Source organism: Pseudoalteromonas aliena, assembly GCF_038155085.1.
Lineage (GTDB): Bacteria > Pseudomonadota > Gammaproteobacteria > Enterobacterales > Alteromonadaceae > Pseudoalteromonas > Pseudoalteromonas aliena_A.
The window spans coordinates 87260-100969 of record NZ_JBAKAU010000009.1; the positions used below are offsets into that span (position 1 = coordinate 87260).

Genomic DNA, 13710 nt, shown 5'->3' on the forward strand with positions numbered 1-13710 from the left:
GAGGCTAAACAGCCCCTTTTTTATTATCTAGCTAATATAACTAGATTAATTAGTTAACAATTACGCGTCAGTTGGCGCATCAGCTGCAGGTGCTGCTGATTCCATTGCTTCTTTAATACTTAGACGTACACGACCTTGACGGTCCACTTCTAGTACTTTAACTTTAACTTCTTGGCCTTCAGAAAGATGATCAGCGACGTTATTAACGCGCTCAGTACTAATTTGAGAAATATGTACTAGACCATCTTTACCAGGAAGAATGTTTACAAATGCACCGAAATCTACAATTCGTACTACTTTACCTTCGTAAATAGTACCTACTTCAAGCTCAGCTGTTAATTGCTCAATACGGCTAATTGCATTAGCTGCACTTTCGCCATCTGTAGCGGCAATTTTAATTGTACCGTCGTCACCAATTTCAATCGTTGTACCAGTTTCTTCAGTAAGCTGACGAATAGTTGCGCCACCTTTACCAATAACTTCAGCGATTTTCTTCTGTGGAATTTTCATTGTGTATATGCGAGGAGCAAACATTGATAGCTCTTCTGAAGGAGCAGAAATTGCTTCATCCATCACTTCTAAGATATGTAAACGTGCAGCTTTTGCTTGCTTAAGCGCAATTTGCATGATTTCTTGAGTGATACCTTCAATTTTGATATCCATTTGTAGCGCGGTAATACCATTTGTAGTACCTGCTACTTTAAAGTCCATATCACCTAAGTGATCTTCATCACCTAATATGTCAGAAAGAACAACAAATTTATCGTCTTCTTTAACTAGACCCATCGCGATACCGGCAACTGACGCTTTAATTGGTACACCCGCATTCATAAGCGCAAGTGAAGTACCACATACAGAAGCCATTGAAGAAGAACCGTTTGATTCAGTAATTTCAGATACTACACGAATTGAATATGGAAACTCAGTAAGTGTAGGCATTACAGCAGAAATACCACGCTTAGCTAGGTTACCGTGACCAATTTCACGACGCTTTGGAGAACCTACAAAACCAGTTTCACCAACACAGAATGGAGGGAAGTTGTAGTTAAGCATAAAGTGGTTTTTGTGTGTCCCTGTTAAATCATCGATTAACTGTGAATCACGCTCTGTACCAAGTGTAGCGGTAACTAATGCTTGAGTTTCACCACGTGTAAAGATAGCAGAACCATGAGTACGCGGTAATACACCAGTCATTACGTCAAGGGCACGGATCATATCTGGTTCACGACCATCGATACGTTTTTCGCCAGCAGCGATACGGCCACGAACGATTTTTTTCTCTAAAGATCCGAATACTTTACCCACTTCTTGCTTATCAAGCGTTTCGCCTTCAGCTAGTTCGCTTGTTAATGCTTCGATTACTGCATCTTTAGCTACGCCAAGTGCTTCTTTACGCGCTACTTTATCTGTAATGCGGTAAGCTTCACCTACTTTATCAGCTGCAAGCTCAGCTACTTTTTCTTCAAGTGATACGTTTTTCTCAGGAGCTGACCAATCCCATGTTGGCTTGCCCGCTTCTGCTTTAAATTCATTGATAGCTGTGATGATAGCTTGAGATTGCTCATGACCATATACAACAGCACCAAGCATAACGTCTTCAGCAAGTACGTCAGCCTCTGATTCAACCATTAGTACTGCGTTATCAGTACCTGCTACGACTAAATCAAGTTGGCTTTCTTCAAGTTCTTTTAGTGTAGGGTTAAGTACGTATTCACCGTTGATGTAACCAACACGTGATGCACCAATTGGACCACTGAACGGAATACCAGAGATAGCAAGTGCTGCTGATGTACCAATCATCGCAACCATATCTGGTTGGATCTCAGGGTTTACAGATACAACAGTTGCAATAACTTGTACTTCGTTAACAAAACCGCTTGGGAAAAGAGGACGAATTGGACGGTCAATAAGACGTGCAATAAGTGTTTCACCGTCGTTAGGACGACCTTCACGCTTTAAGAAACCACCAGGGATACGACCAGCAGCGTACATACGCTCTTGGTAGTTAACTGTTAGTGGGAAAAAGTCTTGACCTGGTTGAGCTTCACGCTTACCAACAACAGTTACTAAAACTGAAGTATCGCCAATGCTTGCTAGTACTGCGCCGTCTGCTTGACGTGCGATTGCACCTGTTTCTAGGGTTACAGTGTGTTGACCTAGTTGAAATTCTTTAATAATTGCTTGCACTTAAAATATTCCTTAAATGTTTCTATATTTCATTAATAAGTGTCATTAAAAGGGCCAATTACAGTACATAATTGTATTCAGTTGGAAATCAATTAAGTACTACAATTGGCAAAATTTTTAATGACTGCAGATAACCTATTTATCTACGCGCACAGTATATACCAAAGCGACGTAAAATTGCGAGTCTACCCCAAGATAAAAGTAATCGCTTTTAACTTATTATTTATCAATTGCTTCGTGGCACACGGCTTGTACCAATTCGCTTAATTAAGTGTTCTATTTTGAGGTAAGGAGATCGTGTGGATAACAAGGAGGAAATCTCGCTATTTAATCACTCTAATCATAGACATTTTAACGCAGCTAGCGCCAAATTTAGTTTCTAAAGTTACTAGATTTTATTGCAGATTTTTATTATTAATTTTCAAGGGGATAAAATTAGATAAGTGTTTTTAAAGCGTAAATTTTAAGCACAAAAAAAGGAGCTATAAAGCTCCTTTTTTCGTAATCAAGTTCTTAGCGACGTAGGCCAAGTTCTTGGATTAACGCAGTATAACGCGAGATATCTTTACCTTTAAGGTAATCAAGCAATTTACGGCGAGTACTTACTTTACGAAGCAGACCACGACGAGAGTGGAAGTCATGCTTGTGGTCAGCAAAGTGACCTTGAAGCTTGTTGATATCAAAAGTAAGTAATGCTACTTGTACTTCAGGTGAACCAGTGTCGCCTTCTGCACGTGCAAATTTAGCAATGATATCGATTTTTTCTTGATTGCTTAGTGACATAGTAACTCCAAAAATTAAATTTAAAAGGTGCCTTAGCCGATCACTAATTCAGCCAAAACGATTAAGCGGGCGTATTCTACCAACTATGAGAATAACTACAAGCTAATTATACTAAAGATATCCTTAGGGTATTCAGCACAGTGCTTATTCTGGCTTTTTGTAGTCATCTTGTTGGCTTGCAAGTCCACGTTTAGACTTTAACTGCCCATTTGGATTACGCTCGCCAGTGCCAATAAACACACCATCGGCAAGTACTTTAATTGGACCATCAGGTAAATCGGCTGCTGTATCTACAGCTTGCCCATGGCTAAACACCGAGCCTTGTTCTTTTGTTATTTCTACAATAGGAAGACCAACTAAAGCAGTGTCCATAGGTAGCAATAACTCATCAAGGTAAGTAGATGGTGCTATTTCTTCGTCTTTAGCTTTATCTAACAAGGCTTGCACTTCATCAAGCGTTACCATTTTATCTGTTGGGTAGTGCCCTACAGCTGAGCGATGAAGCATAATAACATGTGCGCCACACCCTAGGTTTTCGCCTAAATCATCAACAATAGTACGAATATAAGTACCCTTTGACACATGCGCAGTCATTTGTACTTCGTTAGTTTGCTCATCAAACTCATCTAGCGTTAAACTAAATACGTTAATTTTTCTGCATTTACGAGGTACTTCAATGCCTTCTCGTGCGTACTTATACAAAGGTTTACCCTCATACTTAAGCGCTGAATACATTGATGGATACTGATCTGATTCACCTAAAAAGGCCGCAATTTCACGCTCTAGCTGTTCATACGTTACGTTTACATCTTTAGTACTAACAATTTCCCCATCAGAGTCTGATGTTGTTGTACGCTCACCTAATTTAGCGCGCACTACATAGGTTTTGTCTATATCAAGTAAAAACTGAGTGAATTTGGTCGCTTCACCAAAACAAATGGGGAGCATACCTGTTGCTAGTGGGTCGAGTGCACCGGTATGCCCTGCTTTTTGAGCAAAATAAATACCCTTCGCTCGTTGCAGTGCTTTGTTAGACGAAATACCTTCTGGTTTGTTTAACAACAAAATACCGTCAACTGGACGGCCTTTACTGCGTCTTGCCATTAGTCTTTAGTGCCTTCTTCGCTATCTGTTTCGTCATCTACGTGCTTAGCGTTATCCTCACGAATAATCGAATCTACTAAGTTAGAAATACGCATACCTTCCATAAGTGAGTTGTCTACAACAAACTTAAGCTCTGGCATTATGCGTGCACGAATACGTTTACCTAATAACGAACGAATATAACCAGTTGCCTCATTAAGTACTTTTGCACTTTGCTTAGCTGCGTCTTCATCTTGCGTATTAAATACGGTAATGAAGATTTTGGCATAAGATAAATCACGTGATACTTCTACCGCTGACACTGTCACCATACCTAAGCGTGGATCTTTAATTTCGCGTTGTAAAATCACAGCAATTTCTTTTTGGATTTGCTGTGCAACACGATCAGTGCGAGAAAATTCTCTCATAGCATTTGTCCTAATTCCATAACTTATTGAAATTTAATAATAAGCTAATTAAATAATGGATACACAAATGGGGGCTAAGCCCCCATTTATTAGTTTAGCGAGCTAACAATTAAAGAGTACGTTGTACTTCAACTGTTTCAAATACTTCGATTTGGTCACCAACACGTACGTCGTTGTAGTTCTTAACGCCGATACCACATTCCATGCCGTTACGAACATCAGCAACATCGTCTTTAAAGCGACGAAGTGACTCAAGTTCGCCTTCATAGATAACCACGTTTTCACGTAGTACACGGATTGGAGCGCTACGTTTGATAACACCTTCAGTAACCATACAACCAGCAATTGCGCCAATTTTTGGAGACTTGAACACGTCACGCACTTCAGCAAGGCCAATGATTTCTTGTTTAAACTCTGGTGCTAGCATACCTGACATGGCTTGCTTAACCTCTTCGATTAAAGCATAAATTACGCTGTAATAACGAAGGTCTAAGTTTTCAGTATCAATCACTTTGCGAGCAGAAGCATCTGCACGAACGTTAAAGCCAACTACAATTGCGTTAGACGCAGCAGCTAGTGTTGCATCAGTCTCAGTAATACCACCAACACCTGAACCAACAATCTTCACTTTTACTTCATCAGTAGAAAGTTTAGTTAGTGAGTCAGAAATCGCTTCGATTGAACCTTGAACGTCTGCTTTAAGTACCACGTTCACTTCAGAAACATCGCCTTCAGTCATGTTAGTAAACATGTTTTCAAGCTTAGCTTTTTGTTGACGTGCTAGTTTAACATCGCGGAACTTACCTTGGCGGTATAAAGCAACTTCACGCGCTTTACGCTCATCTTTAACTACAGTTGCTTCGTCGCCTGCAGCAGGAATACCAGAAAGACCTAAAATCTCCACAGGAATTGATGGACCTGCCGACTTAATATCTTTACCGTTTTCATCGCGCATTGCACGAACACGGCCATACTCAAGGCCACATAATACAATGTCACCTTGGTTAAGCGTACCAGATTGAACAAGTACTGATGCTACTGGACCACGGCCTTTATCAAGACGAGATTCAATTACAACACCTGCAGCCATACCTTCGGTAGGGGCTGAAAGCTCTAAAAGCTCAGATTGCATAAGTACGGCTTCAAGAAGGTCATCAATACCTAAACCACTTTTAGCTGAGATATGAACGTACTGCGTATCGCCGCCCCATTCTTCTGGGATAACGTCTAGCTGAGCTAGTTCGTTTTTAACGCGATCTGGATCTGCGCCTTCTTTATCCATTTTGTTTACAGCAATGATTAAAGGAACGCCAGCTGCACGTGCATGCTGTACCGCTTCTTTAGTTTGTGGCATAACGCCATCATCTGCTGCAACTACTAAGATTACGATATCTGTCGCTTTAGCACCACGAGCACGCATTGATGTAAACGCAGCATGTCCTGGAGTATCTAAAAACGTAATCATATTACCATTTACATCAACATGGTATGCACCAATATGCTGTGTAATACCGCCGGCTTCGCCAGAAGCAACCTTCGCAGAACGAATGTAATCTAGAGTAGATGTTTTACCGTGGTCAACGTGGCCCATTACAGTTACTACTGGAGCACGTGGCTCTGACTTGCCATCTTCATGGCGGTCATTAAGTACTGTTTGTTCTAATTCATTTTCTTTAACAATGATAACCTTGTGACCCATTTCTTCTGCAACTAATTGTGCTGCTTCTTGGTCAATCACTTGGTTAATAGTAACCATGTCACCCATTTTCATCATTGTTTTAACAACTTCAGCGCCTTTAACAGCCATGCGTGATGCCAGCTCTGCAACTGTAATTGTTTCACTAATACGCACTTCATTTTTAACATCAGCAGTAGGTTTTTGGAAACCATGCTGCAGCGATGCAGGTGCTTTTAATTTAGACTTGTTACGGCCTCTTGACGCTGCAAACTTATCTTTTGCAGGTGCTTTTTTCTTTTTCTTAGCACGGCGAGTACCTTGCTCATCACGAGCATCGGCAACATCTTCTGCTTCACGTGCGTAAGTAGAAGTCGTAAGATGGTGATCCGCTGTTTCTTCGCGCTTCTTACGTTCTTCTTCTTCTTTCTTCCAGCGTGCTGAATTTTCTTCAGCTAGCTTTCTTGCTTCTTCTGCTTGACGTTTCGCTTCTTCTTCAGCTTTCTTCAATGCGGCCTCTTCTGCTTCTCTTTGCAGACGCTCAGCTTCTATGCGATCTTTCTCAGACTTAGCACTTTGCTCTGGGGTCATCTGCTTTTGTTTCGCTTTACGCTCTGCATCAGCTTTGCGTTTAGCTTCTTCTTTGGCTTTACGATCAGCGTCTTCTTTCGCTTTACGCTCTGCCTCTTGTTTCGCTTTTAATTCTGCTGCTTCTTGCTCAGCTTTTTGCTGCTCTTCAAGACGTAGTTTTTCTTCAGCAGCTAAGCGTGCTTGCTCTTGCTCTTGTTCCATTGCGCTTTTCTTCACGTAAGTGCGTGTTTTACGAACTTCAACTTGAACATCTTTTGCTTTACCCGTAGAACCAGTCACACTTAACGTGCTTTTGCTTTTACGTTGCAAAGTCATGCGTGCTGGGCCATCAGAGCCTGCGCCACCATGCTGCTTACTTAAATGATCAAGTAACGTTGCTTTTTCAGCTTCTGTTACGTTATCAGTTGCTTGCTTAGTGATACCGGCTTGTGAAAACTGCTGTAGCAATTTATCAACAGTTGTACCTATATCGCCGGCTAGTTTTTCAACATTTACTTCTGCCATAGTGTGTAATACCTCCGTTAATAAATTACTCGTCTGCAAACCAACAAATGTTTCGTGCAGCCATAATAAGCTCACCTGCTTTTTCAGGTGTAAGCTCAGTGATATCAACTAACTCGTCAATACCTTGCTCTGCCAAGTCTTCAAGTGTAACAACACCCTTGCTTGCCATAACAAATGCTAAGTGACGCTCTAATCCCTCAAGCGCAAGTAAGTCTTCAGCTGGTTCTGCGCCATCTAAACTTTCTTCCGTTTTAAGTGCTTTAGTTGTTAGTGCATCTTTTGCGCGTGAACGCAGAAGATCTACAGTCTCTTCATCAAGACCATCAATTTCTAAAAATTCAGACGCTGGTACATACGCCACTTCTTCAAGTGTCGAGAAACCTTCGTTGATAAGTAATGATGCAAACTCATCATCGATATCTAAGTTTTCAGTAAATAAGTTAATTAACTTATCAGACTCAGCTTCATTTTTAGTACGCATATCTTCAACAGTCATTACGTTTAGTTCCCAGCCAGTTAATTGGCTTGCTAAACGAACGTTTTGACCATTACGACCAATTGCTTGTGCTAGGTTATCTGCTTCAACAGCGATATCCATTGAGTGAGTGTCTTCATCCATTACGATTGAAGCAACTTCTGCAGGTGCCATTGCGTTAATAACAAACTGCGCCGGGTTGTCATCGTAAAGTACGATATCAACACGCTCACCGCCAAGTTCTGACGATACAGCTTGAACACGTGCGCCACGCATACCAACACACGCACCCACTGGGTCAATACGTTTGTCGTTAGATTTAACAGCGATTTTAGCACGAGAACCTGGATCGCGTGCAGCAGCACGAAGTTCAATCATTTCTTCGCCAATTTCTGGCACCTCAATGCGAAATAATTCCATAAGCATTTCTGGTTTTGAACGCGTAACAAATAATTGTGCGCCACGTGCTTCTGGTTTAACTTCGTAAAGAAGACCACGAATACGGTCACCCGGGCGGAAGTTTTCACGTGGCAACATATCATCACGGTAGATTACCGCTTCTGCGTTGTTACCTAAATCGAGTACGATTGCATCCCGAGTGGCTTTTTTCACCACACCCGTTACCAGCTCACCCTCTTGGTCTTTGTATGCTTCAACAACTAATGCTCGCTCAGCTTCACGTACTTTCTGTACAATAACTTGCTTCGCCATTTGTGTCGTAATACGGTCAAACTTAATTGAGTCTATTTGTTCTTCAACATAGTCACCCATTTGCAAGTCAGGTTCTTCAACCTGAGCTGCCTCTAGTGTAATTTCACTGTAAGGGTTTTCTAGTGAACCATCTTCTTGCACTGCTGCAATCTGCCAACGACGAAACGTATCGTAATCACCCGTTTTACGGTCAATTGCTACACGTACTTCAATTTCACCATTATGTTTTTTCTTTGTTGCTGTCGCCAAAGCGAACTCTAGAGCTTCAAAAATCTTTTCTTTTGGAACCGCTTTCTCATTGGAAACGGCTTCAGCAACCAATAATATCTCTTTTGCCATGGGTAATGCCTCGCTTGCCCTATTCCTTCGCACTCGAATTTAAAACTTAGCGATTAAATTCGCACGTTCGATGTTACTAAGCATGATCAGATGCTCTTCACCATCGCTAGATAGTGTGATCATATCGCTGCTAACTGCTACTAAGTCACCTTTAAAATTACGGCGACCATCCTGTGGAAGTTTAGTACGCACACGTACTTCTTCTCCTTGCGCCTGCTCGTAGTGATCTTGTTTGAATAATGGACGATCAACACCAGGAGACGATACTTCCAAATCATATTCATTTGTAATTGGGTCTTCGACGTCTAAAATCGCGCTAATCTGACGACTTGCATCCGCACAGTTATCAACTGAGATCCCATCCTCATGAGCAATATAGACTCTTAAGGTAGAATGGCGACCCGCTTGCACAAATTCAAGACCATGCAACTCAAAGCCTAACATCTCTACCGCAGGCGTTAACATGGTTACTAAATCTTGTTCAAGTTTTGTCACGAAAATCCTCCATACAAACAAAAAAAGGGCTTATAGCCCTAAAATATTGAGTTTAACTTTAATAATTTGCTGACAATTGCCACAAATCACAAGGTGCAGATACAACAACGCCCCGAACCAAGCGGGGCGTCACACCAATAAAGCATAAAACTGTGTGGCCGAGGGCCAAGCTTGGTTGCGAGTCAGTTAACTGACCTAATTTAAACTACATAGCTTAAAACGCAAAACGCGCATTACTTAGAATGCGCGATATAAATTAGTAAGATAATACCTACTAGTAGAATTGGTTGCGGGAGCCGGATTTGAACCGACGACCTTCGGGTTATGAGCCCGACGAGCTACCAGACTGCTCCATCCCGCGCCAATAGATATTAAACCTAAAATTCAATATCGCTGCTAGCTATTTCATAACTAGCTAAACAATGGTGGCTATTATAAGGATACGCAGGGCAATTAGCAACTATAATACGCAATTAGTTTATAAAATTACCAATTGATAGAGATGCTAATTTAATGTTTATGTAAGTAACAAAAGTAATCAATCTATAAAACCAAATAGCTACACCCAACATTAAGACATTATCGTTTAAAATCAACACATAAAATTTTTATTACATTATCTAAAAACACCCGCTAAGTATATTTAATTATCAATAAAGTAATAGACATAACTAAATCAACACTCTTATAACACTAAAAAACGTGCGGTATTTGAACTGACAGCTATAATAAGGCGTACTTCGATTGGAAATAATAATGATTACGCACTCCCAATGAGACATAAAATGAATTTACAGCAACCTGCATTATTAAAAAATTTAACAATTATTAAGCCAAACTTTCATGCATTCACGGCTCGATTTCATGACAAGTTAGCTGAATCTTGCACTGAAATGAGTTACCCAACAGCCTTACAGTTTAACGAAAAGAGTTTTACTCTTTTCTGTGTGTTAGAAAGAATTGTTAAGCATTTAGATAGACCAACATCAGTAGCTCCCTTTTTAGCTTATCATTTAATATATTTAAAAAATCAAGGAGCCTCGAAAAACGACATTAAATTATTATCAAATGTTTTTTATGAGACCCTTAAAGAGCATCTTGGCAAGCACTTTACTTATGAAAGCCAATTGGCTTGGCAAGAAGCCTTAAGATTTTTTGAAAGCTTTGCAAATAATAGTCTATTTAATGTATCAAATGTGATTTCACTACAGCAAAAAATTGAACAAAAACAAAGTCACAAGATTTAATTTTGAAAGCTTAGCTGATTATCTGTTGAGCTTTTATTCATATCTATTAACACTTATAGACATTACAATGAACATTATTTACTTTCTAAAAAAGTGCTCTCCTCTTAGGCACATTTTGGTATATTAGTGAATTTGATTTAGTTTACGTATTTTTATTTAACTAACGATTAATTTTTAAGAAGTCACTTCACATCCCCCTCTCATGTTGTATTTATTGTTAATCAAATCCACTTTTCAACTGTTTAATTAGTCCATAGATCCGTTAATGAAATCGTATCGTACAAACTATATTTGGTTCTATTATGAAAAATTACAAAACTCTAAGGCTAATATTAGGAGATCAATTAAATCCTTCTCATTCGTGGTTTAAACAACAAGAAAGTGACACGCTTTACCTAATTGCAGAATTAAAACAAGAAACAAGCTATGTAAGACATCATATTCAAAAATTATGTGCTTTTTTTACAGCAATGGCCAATTTTGCAAGTGCACTAGAAGATGCCGGTTTTAACGTACTTCATTTAACGCTTGATGAAACACATAACGATGAACACCTGCCAGGTTTATTAAGTCGTATAGCTTTGCACTATAATTGCTCAGATATAGAGTACCAATATCCAGATGAATATCGATTAAAAGAGCAAATGAATCGATTCAAGAAGGACAGTACTTTTAACGTAAATGCAATTGACTCAGAACACTTTTTATTACCGTTTGAGCAAATAACTAAACGATTCGCCAAAAATAAACATGTAACAATGGAACATTTTTATCGCGCCATGAGGAATCAATACAATATATTGATGGATGGCGATAAACCGCAAGGCGGCAAATGGAACTATGACAGTAATAATCGCAATAAATTTTCAAAGACAGATTTAGCTGATATCCCGCTCCCAAAAATGTTTGATAACGATGTTAGTAGTATAATTTTTCGTTTAAAAAAACATAATGTGGGATATTTTGGTGAGATCAAAGATGAGTTACTTCAGTGGCCAACCACCAGAAAGCAAGCTATTGAATGCTTAGAATACTTTTGTAAAAATTTGCTAAGTTGCTTTGGGAAATTTCAAGATGCGATGACAGATCAATCCAACCATAACAGCAGCTTGTATCACAGCCGCTTATCGTTTGTATTAAACGCAAAAATACTTCACCCCCTTTATGTAATTAAACGCGTATTAAATGAATATGAACAAAATCCCCAGCAAATAACAATTTCACAAGTTGAAGGATTCACTAGGCAAATTTTAGGCTGGAGGGAATATATCAGAGCTGTTTATTGGGTGAATATGCCTGACTATGCAGATAAAAATCAATTAGATGCTAAGAAAAATCTACCCCGCTACTTTTGGGATGGAAACACAAAAATGAACTGCTTAAGCCATGCACTTACCCAAAGTCTTGAGGCCGCTTATGCCCACCATATACAGCGACTTATGGTCATAGGGAACTTTTGCTTACTAACAGGCATTAACCCGAATGAAGTGGATAATTGGTATTTAGGCGTTTATATAGACGCCATTGAATGGGTAGAAATGCCAAATACACGAGGTATGAGCCAGTTTGCTGATAACGGTATTATTGCAACCAAGCCATATTCTGCAAGTGGTAATTATATCAATAAGATGAGTGATTATTGTAAAAGCTGTCGATACGATGTTAAACAAAAAGTAGGTGATAAAGCATGCCCGCTAAATAGCTTGTATTGGCATTTCATGAATAGACACAGAGACAGGCTAGAAAAGAATCCACGTATTGGTATGGTATATAAAAACTGGGATAAACAAGAAAAAACACTTCAAGAACAAACGCTGCAACAAGCAACCTACTACCTTAATAATCTAGAAACGCTGTAAAAAAAGCCGCCTTAGATGAGGCGGCTAAGTAATCAGGGGAATATGTACTTTAGAAGTTTATTTACCTTCTATTAGATTGCTATTACCAATTTCAATTTTACGTGGTTTTAACGCTTCAGGAATTTCACGTTCTAAATCAATACTTAGTAAGCCATTGGCTAAATCTGCGCCAAGTACTTTTACATGATCTCCTAACTGGAATTTACGTTCAAAGTTACGCTCAGCAATACCTTGATGAATAAATTTACGCTCTGCGTTTTCATCTTTATTTGCTTTAGTACCTGTAACTTTTAATGTGTTATTTTCTGACTCAATGGTTAATTCGTTATCGCTAAAACCGGCAACGGCCATAGTGATTCTGTATTTGTCTTTATCAAGTGCTTCTATATTGTAAGGAGGAAAACTTGGCTGCTTATCTGTATTAGCTGCCGCATCCATAAGTGATGCTAAATGTTCGAAGCCGATAAATGAACGATAAAGTGGTGATAAGTCTACTGTACGCATAATAATATCCTCATATTTAAGCGATATCTTGCATGTGCTTTTCTATTGAACAAGCTCAAGCAAAGTTTAATTAATAATATAAATTTCAATTGTTTAAATTTAATTTAGGACCCATCAGGCGTCCTAATTAAATATATATGGACGGTAGAATTTTTTTCAAGAAATTAATTTTAAAAAATTAAAAATAAATAAAAAAGGCACTAAAAAGTGCCTTTTGAAACCGTGTAAAATGAATATTATTTAATAAATGTGCCTCGGATTGGATAGTCGTTTTCTCTAGAAAACTTAATTCCACCTAGCAATTGTTCTAAATCAGGACGAACAAATGGGCTATTTGATATATCGACCATTTGAAGCTGATTTTTTTCATTAAGTACAAAAATTCCTGGCTCAGCAAATGGGTGATCAGTTTCTGCATCACTTCGTGGCTCGCTGATATGTAGTCCTAAATCAGTCATTTGCTTAATAGTTAAGCCGTAGTAAATTGGGAAGTTAATATCTATTTTTTCAAAATGCTTATTAAGCTGCTCATGACTATCACCGCTAACGGCAACAACTTCAACGCCAGCCTCTTTAAAGTCTTTGTGTATTTTAGCAAGCTCATTAAGTTGCACAGTACATTTAGGACAGTGTTGACCTCTATAAACAACAATCATTTTCCAAGGGGAGTCACTTACTCTGTCTACTAAGTCTATTTTTTGCTCGTCTACATCACTCACTATTAGTGATGGCATAATATCCGCAGGTTTTAAACTAGTGTTACTCATGGCGATCTCCTTTTACTTCTCAGGTTAAAAATTAATTTTCCTCTTACCGATAGAGCTTAGGG

The 13710-nt window shown here is 39.1% G+C and carries 11 protein-coding genes and 1 tRNA gene; 2 read left to right on the forward strand and 10 right to left on the reverse strand.

Translation table 11 applies throughout. The features are described 5' to 3' along the window. Window positions 1–60 precede the first annotated feature (60 nt). The 8 genes from pnp to V6260_RS10750 form a co-directional block, all read right to left on the reverse strand. Complete coding sequence (pnp, locus tag V6260_RS10715; protein ID WP_341594058.1) at window positions 61–2187, reverse strand: polyribonucleotide nucleotidyltransferase; 2127 nt, start codon at window positions 2185–2187, stop codon at window positions 61–63. A 513-nt stretch (window positions 2188–2700) separates the two neighbouring features. Continuing rightward, window positions 2701–2970, reverse strand: coding sequence for a 30S ribosomal protein S15 (rpsO, locus tag V6260_RS10720; protein WP_004585888.1), 270 nt, complete (start codon window positions 2968–2970; stop codon window positions 2701–2703). A gap of 144 nt (window positions 2971–3114) precedes the next feature. Further along, on the reverse strand, window positions 3115–4074 hold the full coding sequence (gene truB, locus V6260_RS10725; protein ID WP_341594059.1) for a tRNA pseudouridine(55) synthase TruB: 960 nt from the start codon (window positions 4072–4074) through the stop codon (window positions 3115–3117). After that, window positions 4074–4481, reverse strand: a complete 408-nt coding sequence (gene rbfA / locus V6260_RS10730; protein WP_341594060.1) for a 30S ribosome-binding factor RbfA — start codon at window positions 4479–4481, stop codon at window positions 4074–4076. The genes truB and rbfA overlap by 1 nt, the downstream gene beginning before the upstream one ends. Before the next feature lie 109 nt (window positions 4482–4590). After that, window positions 4591–7251, reverse strand: coding sequence for a translation initiation factor IF-2 (gene infB, locus V6260_RS10735; RefSeq protein WP_341594061.1), 2661 nt, complete (start codon window positions 7249–7251; stop codon window positions 4591–4593). Window positions 7252–7276: 25 nt separating this feature from the next. Next, a complete protein-coding gene (nusA, locus tag V6260_RS10740; RefSeq protein WP_341594062.1) occupies window positions 7277–8776 on the reverse strand; it encodes a transcription termination factor NusA in 1500 nt (499 codons plus the stop codon). A gap of 39 nt (window positions 8777–8815) precedes the next feature. Further along, window positions 8816–9271 carry a ribosome maturation factor RimP gene (rimP, locus tag V6260_RS10745; protein ID WP_341594063.1) on the reverse strand — a complete coding sequence of 152 codons (456 nt, stop codon included), beginning with the start codon at window positions 9269–9271 and terminating at the stop codon, window positions 8816–8818. 284 nt (window positions 9272–9555) lie between these two features. Then, window positions 9556–9632 (reverse strand) — tRNA-Met (locus V6260_RS10750). A gap of 424 nt (window positions 9633–10056) precedes the next feature. Between V6260_RS10750 and V6260_RS10755 the strand changes: the two genes are divergently transcribed. Together V6260_RS10755 and V6260_RS10760 are read left to right on the forward strand one after the other, a co-directional pair. After that, entirely contained in the window at window positions 10057–10518 is a 462-nt protein-coding gene (locus V6260_RS10755; protein WP_341594064.1) for a globin domain-containing protein, read from the forward strand. 302 nt (window positions 10519–10820) lie between these two features. Continuing rightward, window positions 10821–12377 (forward strand): cryptochrome/photolyase family protein, encoded by a 1557-nt coding sequence (locus tag V6260_RS10760; RefSeq protein WP_341594065.1) that lies wholly within the window; start codon window positions 10821–10823, stop codon window positions 12375–12377. Window positions 12378–12434: 57 nt separating this feature from the next. Here V6260_RS10760 and V6260_RS10765 read toward each other — a convergent pair whose 3' ends face one another. Both V6260_RS10765 and V6260_RS10770 read right to left on the reverse strand, forming a co-directional pair. Continuing rightward, window positions 12435–12881, reverse strand: coding sequence for an Hsp20 family protein (locus V6260_RS10765; protein WP_024595972.1), 447 nt, complete (start codon window positions 12879–12881; stop codon window positions 12435–12437). Between the two features lie 236 nt (window positions 12882–13117). Further along, on the reverse strand, window positions 13118–13648 hold the full coding sequence (locus V6260_RS10770; protein ID WP_341594066.1) for a redoxin domain-containing protein: 531 nt from the start codon (window positions 13646–13648) through the stop codon (window positions 13118–13120). Between the last annotated feature and the right edge of the window lie 62 nt (window positions 13649–13710).